Below are 14,187 nucleotides of genomic sequence, written 5' to 3'. Positions count from 1 at the left end.
CTCCGGTGGACCGCCCCTCGCGCAAGTGCTGTGTCAACTGGCGTACATTGGTGGCATGGCTACGCTCGAATGCCCATGCGGAGAAGTCTTTCATATTGGCGCGGTCTCTCCCGAGAGCCGGATCCTCTGCCGCCGCTGTCGTCGTGTGCTTCGGGCCGCAGATGCAAAACCCGATGCGGACGTGCCTTTAGGTTCGGGGGAGAGCACCAAGCGCCGCAGCGGCAGTAGGACTTCTCGCCCAAAGGCCACTGCGCGGCGGATGCAGCTACCTCAGATCTCGCACCGACTACACAAGTTCGTCATCTTGAGCGTTGGCGGATACTCTGCCGCCATGGTTCTACTCGCGCTATACCTTCGTGCCGCGTCAGATGCCTCGCCGGCAGGGATGCTTCTCGCATTTGGTCCACGCTGGTGGCTGGTATTTCCTTGGTTGTTGCTGGCTCCGCTCGCAATGATCGGAGGGCTCTGGACTGCTCTTGCAGCCGTGTTCGGCACCGCAGTGACGCTTCTCGGAATTGCCGACTTCGAACTCCCCCCGTGGGGCGCGCCTCATACTGCACGTCCTGCGTTCCGATTGGTCACGTACAACACGGACCGATCAGCACTTCTCGCCGCTGAGCTTCGAGTCGATCTCACCGCGTGGGATGCAGACATCGTGCTGCTGCAGGACTGCAAGACGATCGTAGCCGATTCCCTCCGTGCAATCGCGCCGCGAGGCTTGAGCATTACGGCAGAGTTTTGCCTTGCCTCACGGTTTCCACTGGTCGGAGTAGACTCCATAGTCTCGCGGGTTCGCGCTGGCACCGCAGTTGTTGGGCGATTCGGCAACATCGTGAGATACCGCCTGCAAATTCCCGGCGGTGAGCTACCGGTTTACTCGGTACATCTGGAGAGTCCGCGGAGTGCACTCTGGGCCGCGAGGCAGCTTGACTTCGCGCGACTTCAGACATCCCTGATCGTGCGTGCGGCGGATTCCGAGCATGCGACCAAATTTGTTGCGCGAAACGATTCGGCCTATGTCGTCGCTGGCGACTTCAATCTGCCCTACGGGAGTGCGATTCTGCGGCGGGACTGGGGCGACCTCATCAATGCTTTCGCCGCGCGCGGTACCGGCTTCGGCCACACGATGTGGTCGGGTAGATACGCCGTTCGGATCGATCACGCTCTCACGCCCCCGACACTGGTACCTACGGCCGTACGAGTAGAACGCGGGCACCCATCGGAGCACCAGCCGTTGATCGTTGACTACGGGTGGAGGGATCGCGCGCGCTAACCCACCAGCGCGCGCATTACGATCGACTCAAGAATGTTGAGCCCGAAGTACGCCACGATCACCGAAATGTCGATCATCCCGATCGTCGGGATAACATTCCGCAGCGGTGCCAGGAACCACTCGGTGAGGACGAAGCTCCAGCGCCACCATTTGGAGTAGGGGCCACCGCCCACCCAGCTGGCAATCACGCGGGCGAAGAGGGCAATCCGCAGGATGCTGAACGTCCACTGCACGAGCACCGCCGCCAGCGACATCCCCGACTGCGAGGCGAGGAAGAGCAGGGCAAGCTGATCGCGCACAAACTGCAGCCCGGAGATCAGAAGCAGGCCGCCCAGAATGACCGCAGCGAGTGCCCACCACGGCGCCGCGTACGGGGTGCCACCGGCGCGCAGCAGACGCCGTTCCATGGGCGTGACTAGCCACGGGTCGATGCTGCCGCGGACGAACCGCGCCACACCGGAGAAGGGCGAAATCTTGCGGGTGCGCACGCCCCAGCTGACGATAGCCCCGATACCAGCCACGGCGCCGGCCGCGAAGATGACAGGGCGAATGAGGGCGAGGAGCGCATCGAGCGCGCCAATGAGCGAGTTCATGAAATCCGAGAAACAGCCGGGAGTTTAGGAGGCACTGGGGGCTGACGAACTCCTGCCTGGGATCTTCGACCAGAGTAGATACCGACGCCTCCTATTGCGCAGACAAATAGGATGTCCCTGGTGGAAAATGGTGCAACGCTAAAGAGAGCGCTAACACCGAGCGTGCTCACAGCGATCGCGGTACCCGACAAAATGATTGAGAATCGGTTGCCACTCCTCGTCAGCCACCATGACACAGGCAGGAATATCGCCGTGAGCCAAGCCAAAGCGACCAGAGAAGCGAGCGGATGCGCGATCCCAACGACCGACTGAAGCAATGTCCATCCAATCGCTGGCGATAGATCAAGAGCAGCCGTACGCGCACCTGCACCCGTGTTGCCCGTTAGTTCAACACGGGCAGGGTGAACTCCGATCTGCAGATCAATACGATCGTCTTCCTTTACCTGACCGAACACACGTGCCAGCGTAAGCGTTGGGAATACAAGTCCGAGTTCTTGGGCCCGCCGCCTAACGAGCAATTCCGCGGCACCGTCGTTCTGCGAAATGACAAGCTCGGGAGTGCTATCCCCCAAGAGGTGGAGGTAGAACAGGGCGCGTCGGTACCTGGCTGTATCCCGACCCGCCGTCCAGACGCGAACCAACCAAGTCTCGCTCGGTGAATCGGCAGCAGCGACGATCGGACCACTGCCTCGGTGCAAGATTGTCAACGGTTGTTCGTCGGCGGAGGCACCGATTGTAGCAAGTTGTGGATTGCCGCCATACCAGCCGTATATCGGCGAATGTTGGTAAGGGCTAGTGCTGATCAATCGTGGACTGGAGTCGGCTCCCCGCTGCACTGCAGCTGCCGTGCCAAATAGCACAAGCAAGCCGAGGAACCACCAACAGAGCCCTAACCCAAACGCTCTCCCGCCGCGGGCTTGCCAGAGTCGGGGACCAACTCGAAAAAGTCCCCACCCAATCTCGGAGCCCAAAGAGTTCGCTAGCACATCAACGAATGAGGAGCTTCTTCCTGGGGGCAAGTCTAGGGACTGTGCAAGCTCCAGCAAGAATGAAAGAAGTCCCCCAATTACCGCGGCTTGGGAAGCTCTCGACCGCAGCGAAGCTAGCGCAACTCCTAAAGGAACAAACAGCAAAATGTTGCACACCGCATCAGCGGCCCACGGACCACCGCAGTCAATACACCATCTCTGGGCCGCTAAGTCGATGGGAGCGGTACCGGTGGGGAGAAGTGTGGCCGCAAGGATGAGTAAAACGCTCACTGCGCATGCAATCCACCTCACGCGCGGCGTCGAAGCGATCGCAAGAGCCCATGCGATCTTGCGAACATCGATACGGTCATGAGCGCGATGCTATTCGCTATAGGAATCGGTCGTCGCAGTTGAGCAGCGCGAGCCGCCACGAAAAGTGTCGGTACCGCAAGAAACGATGCGATTAGTAAGAGGCCTGCCCGGTACAGGTTTCGGTCTTGGAGGGTCCAGGTAACCGCGACCGCGAGTCCTACTGACGATACGAGCAGATGGGTTATTGCTGCCGCAATAGTCCGCGAAAGTTGAAACGGGCGGGCTTGTGCAGCTCCCTCTCCGTGCCAACGGAGTCGCTTGTAAAATCCACTGGTTGATTTCGGATTTCCAAGATGAACAACCCTGAGGCTTTCGCTGTGGAAGATGCGAAATCCCTTCTTCAGCAGGCGGCGACAAATATCTACGTCTTCGCTACTCGTCATTTGTTCGTCAAAGCCGCCGATAGACTTGAAAGCTTCCGCTTTCACCGCGAAACAGGCGGAATTTATGTACTCTCGAAACGAGTCGCCGCCAACTCGATGCAGTGCGTCACTCGTTACCTCCGTCCAGTGACCGTCCGCAGGCGAAATCACCTCACAGCCTACAGCGTCTGCTCCAGAAGCATGAAATACCGATGCCACAGCTGGTAGAAAATCCGGTCGAACAATGCAATCGCAGTCTACAAAAACGAATGCGTCAGCCGCGATACCGTGTTGCTGAGCACCCGCATTTCGAACTCCTCCAATGCTGCGAGCAAGGGACTGGATCGAAGACACGCGAGGACCGAAGGCTTGACCGACGACAAAAGACCCATCCGTTGAGCCATTGTCGACGACGACGATATAGGCGTTCGGGTACTGGAGCAGTGAGGCCTGCAGGGACGTCAAACATGCGCGAAGCAATGCTTCGCGGTCGCGCACGGGAATGACTACGCCTAGGCGCATGAGCCTCACCTCAGCACAGCTTTGGCGATCGTCTGTAGCTGCATGTTGCTGGTGCCCTCATAGATAGTGCCGATCTTCGCGTCCCGATAGAACTTCTCGACCGGATACTCACGGGTGTAGCCGTAGCCGCCAAAAAGCTCCACACAGAGCGAAGTGACTCGCTCGCACATCTGCGAGGAATAGAGCTTGGCCATGGCCCCCTCCTTGGCGATATCCTCTCCGGCATCCCGCAGGCGTGCCGCGTTGTACACCAGCAGGCGGGCCGCCTCGAGTTCGGTGGCGGCCTGCGCCACCTGGAACTGAATCCCCTGGAAATCGGCGAGGGGGCGGCCGAACTGGCGGCGTTCCTTGAGGTAGGCCGTGGTCGCATTGAGCGCCCCCTGGGCCACGCCGATCATCTGGGCGCCGATTCCCACCCGGCCGCCGTTCAGGGTGTCGATGGCAATCTTGTACCCCTGACCCACCGCCCCGAGCACGTTGGCGTCGGACACGAACACATTCTCGAAATGCAGCGCCGTGGTGCTGGACGCCCGGATCCCGAGCTTGTCCTCCTTTCGGCCTACCGTGAAGCCGGTAGCGCCCCGCTCCACGATGAAGGCCGTGATGCCCTTGTAGCCGGCGTCGGGGTTTGTGTTGGCGAACACCACGAAGACGTTCGCCTCGCCCCCATTCGTAATCCACGCCTTGGACCCGTTCAGAGTCCACCCGCCCTCCGCCCGATCCGCTCGGCAGGCGAGCCCGAAGGCATCGGAACCCGATCCCGGCTCAGACAGGGCATAGGCGCCGATCGTATCCGAGGTCATCCGGGGCAAGATCCGGGCGTGCTGCTCCGGATTCCCGTAGCGGTGCAGGGGGTAGTTCACGAGGGTGTTTTGCACGTCCACCTGAATGGCGGCCGAGGCATCCACCTTGCTCAGCTCTTCGACAGCGAGGGTCACCATCATGAGGGAGCCTCCGGCTCCGCCGACACTTTCCGGAAGCTCAATGCCCATGAGGCCAAGCTCGAAGAACTTGGCGGTCAGCGCTGGGTCGACCTTCCCAGCCTCCTCCATGGCTCGCACTTGAGGGAGCACTTCGGAGAGGGCGAGTTCTGCGACGGCGGTGCGGAAGAGGGATTCCTCCTCCGACAGGACGGTGAGGGGATTGGCGGTGAGCACGGCCTGGGGAGCAGAGGGCGAGAGGTGCACTGTCACTGGATTTTAGTCGGTGTTTCGCCTGTCGGAAGCGTACAAGAGGACGCGCAACCGCCGGACTGCTAGAATACAGGTGTGATATGGGTCTACCTCGCCAGCGCCACCCTAGTCGCGCTCCTGCTCCTGATCTGGATCGGATACCCCCTCATCATGGGGGGGCTTTCCCGTTTTCTCGGGCGTCCGTGCCAACCCGACCGAGGCGCTGCGGTGGGGCGATCAGTTAGCGTCGTTCTCGCAACCCGGGAGGCTTCTGAGCTGGTCCTGGCGCGTGTTCAGAACTTGCTCGACACGGACCATCCACTTGAACGACTAGAAATCATTGTTGTGCGTGACGTCCTGAGTCGCGAGATCTGGCCCGTCACGGCGTTCGAAGGGTTCCCGGTACGTGTTGTTGACGGTGATCAGCCGGGAGGGAAAGCCGCGGCGCTGAATGCAGGAGTCCGCGCGTCGCAGGGAGAAGTGCTTGTGATGGCCGATACCGCACAGCGGTTCACTCGCGACACAATTCCCGAACTGGTCGCGGCGTTGGAAGATGCCCGCTTCGGTGCAATCTCGGGCGCACTCGAGCTGGGCAGGGCCGGTGGTGCCTCGCCCGTACACTGGTACTGGAGCCTCGAGAAGTGGCTGCGGCACAGCGAGGCGCGTATTCACTCAAGTATCGGCGTTACCGGGGCCGTGTACGCGATGCGCCGTCAACTGTGGGTGCCAATCCCGGACGGCACTTTGCTCGACGATGTGTTCGTCCCGATGTCGCTTGTCCTACGCGGATATCGAGTTGGATTTTCGTATGCCGCGCAAGCGTATGATGTGCGGTCTTTTTCGTCAAAAGCCGAGGAAACTCGGAAAACACGAACGCTGACCGGCGTACTACAGCTGATCGCGTTGCTCCCTGAAACGCTCTCAAGGCGAAACCCGGTGGTGCTGCAGTTTGTAATGCACAAGCTTGCCCGGCTCGCCACACCTTTGCTGATCGCATTGTTCCTGCCGGTCGCCCTCTGGGTTTTCACTGATCTTGCGCGAGCGTATCCTGCGTCTTTCGGTGGAGGCACAGCAGCGACGATCGCTGTCGTGCTAACTGTGCCGCGCCTGCGCCAAAAAACCGCCTCTGCCTTCGGCTGGTTCTACTCGATGCAGCGGGCCACGATCATCGCACTCTTCAATGGATTGCGCGGCAACTGGAGTGTGTGGGGTTCGCCGAAGTGACTAGGCCAAGACTACGTCGGTAGGGTGATAGGTCCGCTCCCACATGAGCAAGAAGGCCAGCGCGAAGAGCCGGTCACCAACGGGCTTCCCCTGCTGAAGCAATCTGCGGTACCGCCGCACCGATTCTGGCTTAACGAGCATCGGTTTCGGGCCGCTCATCGCGTCATCGACGACCGATGCCCACTCATTCTGTAGCCACGAATTCATCGGAATCGAGAAGCCCTGCTTACGCGTCAAGTCGAGCGACGAAGGAAGCAGACGTGATCCGATCTTACGAAGAATGAGCTTCCGACCCGTCTCCGTCGCCTTGAAAACGTCAGGCACTTTAGAGAATGCAAACTCAATGACGGAGCGGTCGAGGAAAGGCGCTCGGACTTCTAACGATGTGAGCATACTGGCCCGATCGACCTTGACCAACACATCATCGACCATGTAGCTCGAAAAATCTACGGCTGTAGCGCGCTGCAATAGCGACCCGCGACTCCGCATTGCACTTCGTCGAAGAGCTTCCGCAGTTGCGCCGTCCGACAGAGGTTGAGTCTCGAGTGCATCGCTAAGCGAGGGACGCTCATCGGCCCGAAAGATACGACCGGGGTTCGCAATGCTATCGTCCGCCGAACCGCCAAGCGCCGTAAGAAAGCCTCGTCCCGGTGCGGCAACGGGCAGGAACGTGGACGCCCTTGCCATGAGCGCTCGAAGCGGCCTGGGCAGCTGGCGTCGTAGGCGCTCCTGTCTGAGCTGGGCAGAATACCGATGATACCCGCCGAATAGCTCATCGCCGCCGTCTCCTCCAATGGCAACGGTAGCGTAATCGCGAATCGCCTTCGAGACCAGATACGTCGGGATCATCGACGAATCGGAGATGGGCTCATCAAACTGCGCAACAAGCTGGCCCATCAACTCTGGGCTTGGCGGTGTCGCCTCGATCTCGGTGTGCTTAGTCCCGAGGTGATCCGCCACCATCCGTGCGAACGGACCTTCGTCGAACTCCCCGTGTCCCGGAAATCTCACGGTAAACGTCCGTACCGGCGAACGGCTTACCTTGGCCGCAAGCGCACCTACAATGCTCGAATCCACTCCGCCGCTTAGTAGAATGCCTACCGGGACGTCGGCTACGAGTTGGCGCTTTACTGCACCCTGCAGCACCTCGAGCAGCTGATCCTCAATGGCGCTCGTGTCTGCCACATCTTGGGACCGTTCAAGTGATGGCAGTGTCCAGTATTGACGAGAGTCGATACGGCCTGAGCGCAGGTCGACGGTCATTAGTCCAGCCGGCGCGACGCGAAGGATATCGGCAAAAAGTGTATGCTCACCCGTAACGTATCCGTACGCGAAGTACTCATCGAGCGACTGCAGGCGAATGCGGCGAGGACAGGACGGATCGGCAAGTAGAGCTTTCGCCTCACTCGCGAAGCCAAGGCCGTCAGCAGTTCGACGATAAAAAAGAGGCTTCTCGCCAGCGCGATCGCGCGCCAAGTGCACGAGATCAACGCGCGGGTCAAAGATCGCGAACGCGAACATGCCATCCAGCCTCGACACGCACTCCACGCCCCACTCAACGAAGGCGCTGAGGATTACCTCAGTATCGGAATGCGTGCGAAAAGTGTGGCCGCGGCCGCGCAACTCGTCGCGAAGGGCGACGTAGTTGTAGATCTCACCATTGAATGTGATCGTCACGCCCGTCTCAGCGTGCGTCATCGGCTGGTGACCGCCTGGAGAGAGGTCGATGATCGCCAAGCGCCGATGGGCGAAGCCGACCTTGCCATGATCAGACTGCCAAAGCCCGGCCGAGTCCGGGCCGCGATGACGCATGCTGTCACGCTGCTGCTCAAGGAGCGCCATATCGACAGGGGCGTCAAAGCTTAATGCGCCGGCAATTCCGCACATTCTCTTAAGCTCCAGCGGCGATCATGAAAGCGCCCCGAAGACTTCAAGCGCATACTCGATCTTGCCAAAAGGGGCACTCACCTGTACGCCCTGAACAGCGCCCTTCACTCGAGCGAGCATCTCTCGAGCAATGGAGATACCCTCCGCAAGGGCGTGTTCCTTGCTCTTGTCGTTCGCTGATCGCATTCGATCCAAGATCTCAGCCGGCATGGTCACGCCAGGGACTTCGTTCGCCAAGAACTCAGCGTTGCGAGCAGATACCAGAGGCCAAATGCCAGCGACGACCGGAATTCGGGTATCTTCACAGCGCACAAGAAAACTTTCAAGCTGCGAAGGATCGAATACCGGTTGGGTAATGGCGTACTCAGCGCCAGCCTCCACCTTCCAGCGAAATCGCCTCAACTCGTGACTGGGGTCAATCGCCGCCGGATTCACGCCGACGCCAATGACGAACTTGGTTGGCTCGCCTATTGGGTTGTTTCCCGGATCTAGTCCACGATTCAACTTCCGAACGAGATTGGTGAGTCCGATCGCATCAATATCGAACACGGCGGTCGCATCCGGATACGGACCCATTTTCGGTGGATCACCAGTGATAAGCAGCATATTCCGCAGCCCAAGCGCGGATGCGCCGAGCAGGTCGCTCAGCATACCGAGCAGGTTGCGATCGCGACACGCGTAATGGGTGACGGCCTCGATGCCATGCCGTTCAATGATCAGGCTCGTCGCAATAGCGCCCATTCGGCTCTGCGCACGAGGCCCGTCAGGCACGTTGATGGCGTCAACACCAGCCTTGGCGAGTGCGGCCGCGTCTTGCTCGAGTTTGGCAGTATCCACGCCGCGCGGTGGAACGATCTCTACGCTGGTCACAAACCTCCCGGCCGCGAGCTTTGCCCCAAGGCGCGAACGCTCCGCGAGCGGCACAGGCTCTTTGCCAGGGGCCGGCGCGCCAGTCACCGCTGCGAACTCCCGCGTGGCGCCTGGAATGACTCGCGTGCGCGGGGCGAGCGGACGTACGCCCTCCACCATCGCCTTGATGTGATCAGGTGTCGTTCCGCAGCACCCGCCAACGATCTTGGCACCGGCCTGAATGAGGTGGCGCGCGTACGTGGCCATGTACTCCGGGCTGGCCATGTACATGCTTCGCCCGCCCACGTCTCTCGGCATACCGGCGTTGGGCTGCGCGGACAGCTTGCGATCGGTAACCGCGGCCATGCGTTCGATGGCCTCGAGAATCGTCTGCGGGCCCACTGAGCAGTTCAGCCCGATGACGTCCACTCCCCACTTGTCGAGAACGCGGGCCACATCCTCGGGAGTGGCGCCGAACGCCGTGCGCTGCTCAGGGCCAACCGTCGCCTGAGCGATGACGGGCATGGTGGGGTCTACCGCGCGCGCCGCAAGAATCGCCTGCTCCAACTCCTCCAGATCCGCGAAGGTCTCGAGGATGAAGCAGTCGGCCCCACCGGCTTTGAGTGCCGCCGTCTGTTCCTGGAAAATCTCGCGCGCCTCTGCACGGCTTGTTGGCCCGTAGGGCTCCAGCCGTACGCCGAGTGGGCCGACTGCACCAGCGACAAGTCGCTGCTCGCCCGCCGCCTCACGCGCCACCTCGGCCGCGCGTCGATTGATCTGCGTGACCTGCCCCTCGAGGCCATACTGCGTGAGTTTGGTGCGGTTCGCCCCGAATGTGTTTGTCTCGATCACGTCTGCGCCGGCCTTCACATAGGCCGCGTGGACTTCGCGTACGAGATCGGGGCTACGAAGCACGAGTTCGTCGTAGCACTGATTGATAAACACGCCCTTGGCATAGAGCATTGTGCCCATCGCGCCGTCGAACATGACCACTTCGTCGGGGGCCAGCAGGCGCTCAAGAAGGGCGGCGCGCGGCGATGCAGCCGGCGCGTTGTGGCCCGCGGAATTCGCGGGCGTCGGGTGCTCAGCAACAGTGGTCATATATAGCTTTCAAGATATGTCGACTCAGGCCTTGCCCGTATCAGTGCCCGACGCGCCGCGTGCGGCGCGTCTCGCTCGTCTCGAACAGCTCCTCGCTGCCCGCATCCTCCTCCTCGACGGCGCCATGGGCACCATGCTCCAGCGCCATCGCCTGCAGGAGGCCGACTACCGGGGCACCGGGCGGTTTGCCGACTGGCCGACCGACCTCAAGGGCAACAACGATCTACTGGTCCTCACGCAACCCGAGATCGTCGCCGAGGTCCACCGCCAGTACCTGGCGGCCGGGGCCGATATCCTCGAGACCAACACTTTCAATGCCAACGCCATTTCCATGGCCGACTATGGCATGGAGGCGCTTTCCTACGAGCTGAACGTGGCCGGCGCCGCCCTGGCGCGCCGCGTGGCCGATGAGTTCGAAGCGCAGGATCCGAGCCGCCCCCGCTTCGTAGCCGGCGTGCTGGGCCCGACCAACCGCACGGCGTCGATTTCCCCTGAAGTGGAAAATCCGGGCGCCCGCAATGTCACCTTCGATCAGTTGGTCGACGCCTACATGGAGGCGACCCGCGGCCTGGTGGACGGCGGCGCTGACCTGCTGCTCGTCGAAACGATCTTCGACACCCTGAACGTCAAGGCCGCCCTTTTCGCCTTGGAGCAGTACTTCGAGGAATCCGGAAATCGGCTGCCTGTGATGATTTCGGGCACAATTACCGATGCGTCTGGCCGGACGCTCTCCGGTCAGACCGCCGAGGCTTTCTGGACCTCCCTCGCCCACATCAAGCCCATCTCCTTCGGCTTCAACTGTGCCCTCGGCGCCGATCAGCTCCGGCAGTATGTCCAGGAGCTCTCGCGCATCGCCGATTGCTACGTGTCCGCGCACCCCAATGCCGGCCTCCCGAACGCCTTTGGCGGCTACGACGAAACGCCGGAGATGATGGCCGAGCAGATCGGCGAGTGGGCGCGGAGTGGGATCGTGAACATCGTGGGTGGCTGCTGCGGTACCACCCCTGATCACATCGCCGCCATCGCCAGGGCGGTCGAAGGGGTCAAGCCGCGCGCCGTACCCAGCGTGGAGCCACTGCTCCGCCTGTCCGGCCTCGAGCCGTTCAACATCAGCGCCACCACGAACTTTGTGAACGTGGGTGAGCGGACCAACGTGACCGGCTCGGCGCGCTTCGCCAAGCTGATTCTCGAAGGTCAGTACAGCGAAGCGCTCACGGTCGCGCGCCAGCAGGTCGAGAGTGGCGCCCAGGTCATCGACGTGAACATGGATGAAGGGCTGCTCGACGCGGTGCACGCGATGAGCACGTTCCTGAATCTCATGGCCAGCGAGCCGGATATTTCGCGTGTGCCGGTGATGATCGACTCGAGCAAGTGGAGCGTGATCGAAGCTGGTCTCAAGTGCCTGCAGGGGAAGGGCATTGTGAACTCCATCTCGCTCAAGGAAGGCGAGGCAGAGTTTCTGCGGCAGGCGCGGCTCGTGCGCCGCTACGGCGCGGCCGTGATCGTGATGGCGTTCGACGAACAGGGCCAGGCCGATACGGTGGAGCGCAAGGTCGAGATCTGCACCCGTGCCTACAAGCTGCTCACGGAGCAGGTTGGCTTTCCGCCGCAGGACATCATCTTTGATCCGAATATCTTCGCTATCGGTACCGGTATCGAAGAACATGCCGGCTATGCGGTGGCGTACTTCGAGGCCACCAGGCAGATCAAGGCCACCCTGCCGCACGCCAAGATCAGCGGTGGTGTGAGCAACGTGAGCTTCTCGTTCCGCGGCAACAATCCGCTGCGCGAAGCGATCCACGCCGTGTTCCTGTACCATGGCGTGAAGGCCGGCATGGACATGGGCATCGTGAACGCGGGGCAGCTGATCCCGTACGACGAGATTCCGGCCGATCTGCGCGGGCGCGTTGAAGACCTCGTACTCAATCGCCGCGCCGATGCCACCGAACGGCTGATGGACGTCGCCGATCAGGTGAAGGGGCGGGTGAAGGCCGAGGAAGATGTGGCGTGGCGCAAGCTGCCGGTGCAGGAGCGCCTGTCACACGCGCTGGTGCACGGCATCGATGCCTTCGTGGTGGACGACACCGAGGAAGCGCGTCAGGAAGCGTCGCATCCGCTTGATGTGATTGAAGGGCCGCTCATGCGCGGCATGAACGTGGTGGGCGACTTGTTCGGAGCCGGCAAGATGTTCCTGCCGCAGGTCGTGAAGAGTGCCCGTGTCATGAAGAAGGCGGTGGCGCACCTCATTCCGTTCATCGAGGCGCAGAAGCGTGCCGACAGCAAGCCGGCCGGCCGCGTGCTTATGGCCACGGTCAAGGGCGACGTGCATGACATCGGCAAGAACATCGTGGGCGTGGTGCTGCAGTGTAACGGCTACGAAGTCGTGGACATGGGGGTGATGCAGAGCTGCGCGGCCATTCTCGACAAGGCGCGCGAGGTGAACGCCGATGTCATCGGCCTCTCGGGGCTCATCACGCCCAGCCTCGAAGAGATGAGCTTTGTGGCGAGCGAGATGGAGCGGCAGGGCTTCACCATTCCGCTGCTCATCGGTGGCGCCACCACCAGCAAGGCACACACCTCGCTCAAGATCGAGCCCGTGTACAGCGGCCCCGTCGTGCATGTGCTCGATGCGTCGCGTGCCGTGGGTGTGACGAGCAACCTGCTGAGCGACGAGCGCCGTGATGCGTTCGTGGCGGAGATCCGCCGCGAGTATGCGGGCATTCGCGAGGCGCGTGAGGCGCGCGGTGGGGCGGAGCGGCTGGTGCCGATCGAGGCGGCCCGCGCCAACCGGGCCAAGATCGACCTTTCTGTCCCGGTACCGGTGCCGACCTTCACAGGCCCGCGCACGCTGGCCCCGTACCCGCTGGAGGATCTGGTTCCGTACATCGACTGGACCCCGTTCTTCCAAACCTGGGAACTGGCCGGCCACTACCCAGCCATCCTGGATGACCCCGTCGTGGGCCCCTCGGCGCGGACCCTCTTTGCCGATGCCCAGGAGCTGCTCCAGCGGATCGTGCGGGAGAACCGGCTCGAAGCCCGGGCTGCCTTTGGCTTTTGGCCGGCGAACGCGGAGGGAGACGACATCGTCGTGTACACCGACGAGACCCGCGAGACTGTTGCGGCGCGGCTACACATGCTGCGGCAGCAGATCGACAAAAAGGGTGACGGTCGCCCGAATTACAGCCTCTCCGATTTCGTCGCGCCGCGTGACAGTGGCGTACTCGACTATATCGGCGCCTTTGCCGTGACCACCGGTCATGGGATGGAGGCGCTGGTCGCCGAGTTCGACGCCCAGCACGACGATTACGGGTCGATCATGGCCAAGGCCCTGGCCGACCGCCTCGCCGAGGCCTTCGCCGAGCGGCTGCACGAGCGCGTGCGCACCGAATTCTGGGGGTATGCGGCCGGCGAGTCGCTGGACAGCGAGGGGCTCATCAAGGAGCGCTATCAGGGGATTCGGCCGGCGCCCGGGTACCCGGCGTGTCCCGACCACCGGGAGAAGGGCACTCTCTTTGCTCTGGCTGAGGTGGCCGACCGGGCCGGCATGGCGCTCACCGAGAGCTTTGCCATGACGCCGGGCGCCAGTGTCAGCGGCTGGTACTTCTGGCGCCCCGAGTCGACGTATTTCGGGGTCGGGAAGCTCCTGCCGGACCAGCTGGCGGACTACGCGGCCCGCCGGGGGGATACCGAGCAGGACCCCCGGTTTACCGCGGTGCTGGCTGCGGGGTAGTAGCCGGACAATCCGGCACGCCCCGGCCGATGTCGGGTTTTGGCAGATTTATCTGGACGTCCGAGACGGTGCCCGTTCTGTGACAGCGGGTACATCTCGGGCGTCTCCGTAATGTCCCCTACGCCCTGAATTCT

General features: G+C 62.0%; 8 protein-coding genes. 2 read left to right on the top strand and 6 right to left on the bottom strand.

Going from position 1 to position 14,187, the window contains the following annotated elements:
• Positions 1 to 1,269: 1,269 nt before the first annotated feature.
• From K2R93_09740 to K2R93_09725, 4 genes are read right to left on the bottom strand one after another with little or no spacing between them, the layout of a single operon-like run.
• The gene (locus K2R93_09740) at positions 1,270 to 1,866 is read right to left on the bottom strand and encodes a YggT family protein (protein ID MBY0490108.1); all 597 of its coding nucleotides are present in this window, start codon (positions 1,864 to 1,866) and stop codon (positions 1,270 to 1,272) included.
• On the bottom strand, positions 1,863 to 3,125 hold the full coding sequence (locus tag K2R93_09735) for a VanZ family protein (protein ID MBY0490107.1): 1,263 nt from the start codon (positions 3,123 to 3,125) through the stop codon (positions 1,863 to 1,865). Before K2R93_09735 ends, K2R93_09740 begins: the two co-directional genes overlap by 4 nt.
• Positions 3,126 to 3,142: 17 nt before the next feature.
• Complete coding sequence (locus K2R93_09730) at positions 3,143 to 4,066, bottom strand: glycosyltransferase (GenBank protein ID MBY0490106.1); 924 nt, start codon at positions 4,064 to 4,066, stop codon at positions 3,143 to 3,145.
• Positions 4,067 to 4,095: 29 nt separating this feature from the next.
• Positions 4,096 to 5,247, bottom strand: a complete 1,152-nt coding sequence (locus K2R93_09725; protein ID MBY0490105.1) for an acyl-CoA dehydrogenase family protein — start codon at positions 5,245 to 5,247, stop codon at positions 4,096 to 4,098.
• Positions 5,248 to 5,358: 111 nt separating this feature from the next.
• Here K2R93_09725 and K2R93_09720 point away from each other — a divergent pair, with 111 nt between their 5' ends.
• Positions 5,359 to 6,486 (top strand): glycosyltransferase, encoded by a 1,128-nt coding sequence (locus K2R93_09720; protein MBY0490104.1) that lies wholly within the window; start codon positions 5,359 to 5,361, stop codon positions 6,484 to 6,486.
• On the opposite strand, the gene asnB is transcribed toward K2R93_09720, so the two are convergent.
• Positions 6,487 to 8,373: an asparagine synthase (glutamine-hydrolyzing) gene (asnB, locus tag K2R93_09715; protein ID MBY0490103.1), complete on the bottom strand. Its 1,887-nt coding sequence runs from the start codon at positions 8,371 to 8,373 to the stop codon at positions 6,487 to 6,489. It lies immediately after the preceding gene.
• Between the two features lie 21 nt (positions 8,374 to 8,394).
• Entirely contained in the window at positions 8,395 to 10,323 is a 1,929-nt protein-coding gene (locus K2R93_09710; GenBank protein ID MBY0490102.1) for a bifunctional homocysteine S-methyltransferase/methylenetetrahydrofolate reductase, read from the bottom strand.
• Positions 10,324 to 10,339: 16 nt separating this feature from the next.
• Here K2R93_09710 and metH point away from each other — a divergent pair, with 16 nt between their 5' ends.
• Positions 10,340 to 14,053, top strand: a complete 3,714-nt coding sequence (gene metH, locus K2R93_09705; GenBank protein MBY0490101.1) for a methionine synthase — start codon at positions 10,340 to 10,342, stop codon at positions 14,051 to 14,053.
• Positions 14,054 to 14,187: the final 134 nt, after the last annotated feature.

This window comes from Gemmatimonadaceae bacterium (assembly GCA_019752115.1).
Taxonomy (GTDB): Bacteria; Gemmatimonadota; Gemmatimonadetes; order Gemmatimonadales; family Gemmatimonadaceae; genus Gemmatimonas.
Note: the sequence above shows the minus strand (reverse complement) of the source record. Positions and strands in the feature narration are given on the sequence as shown.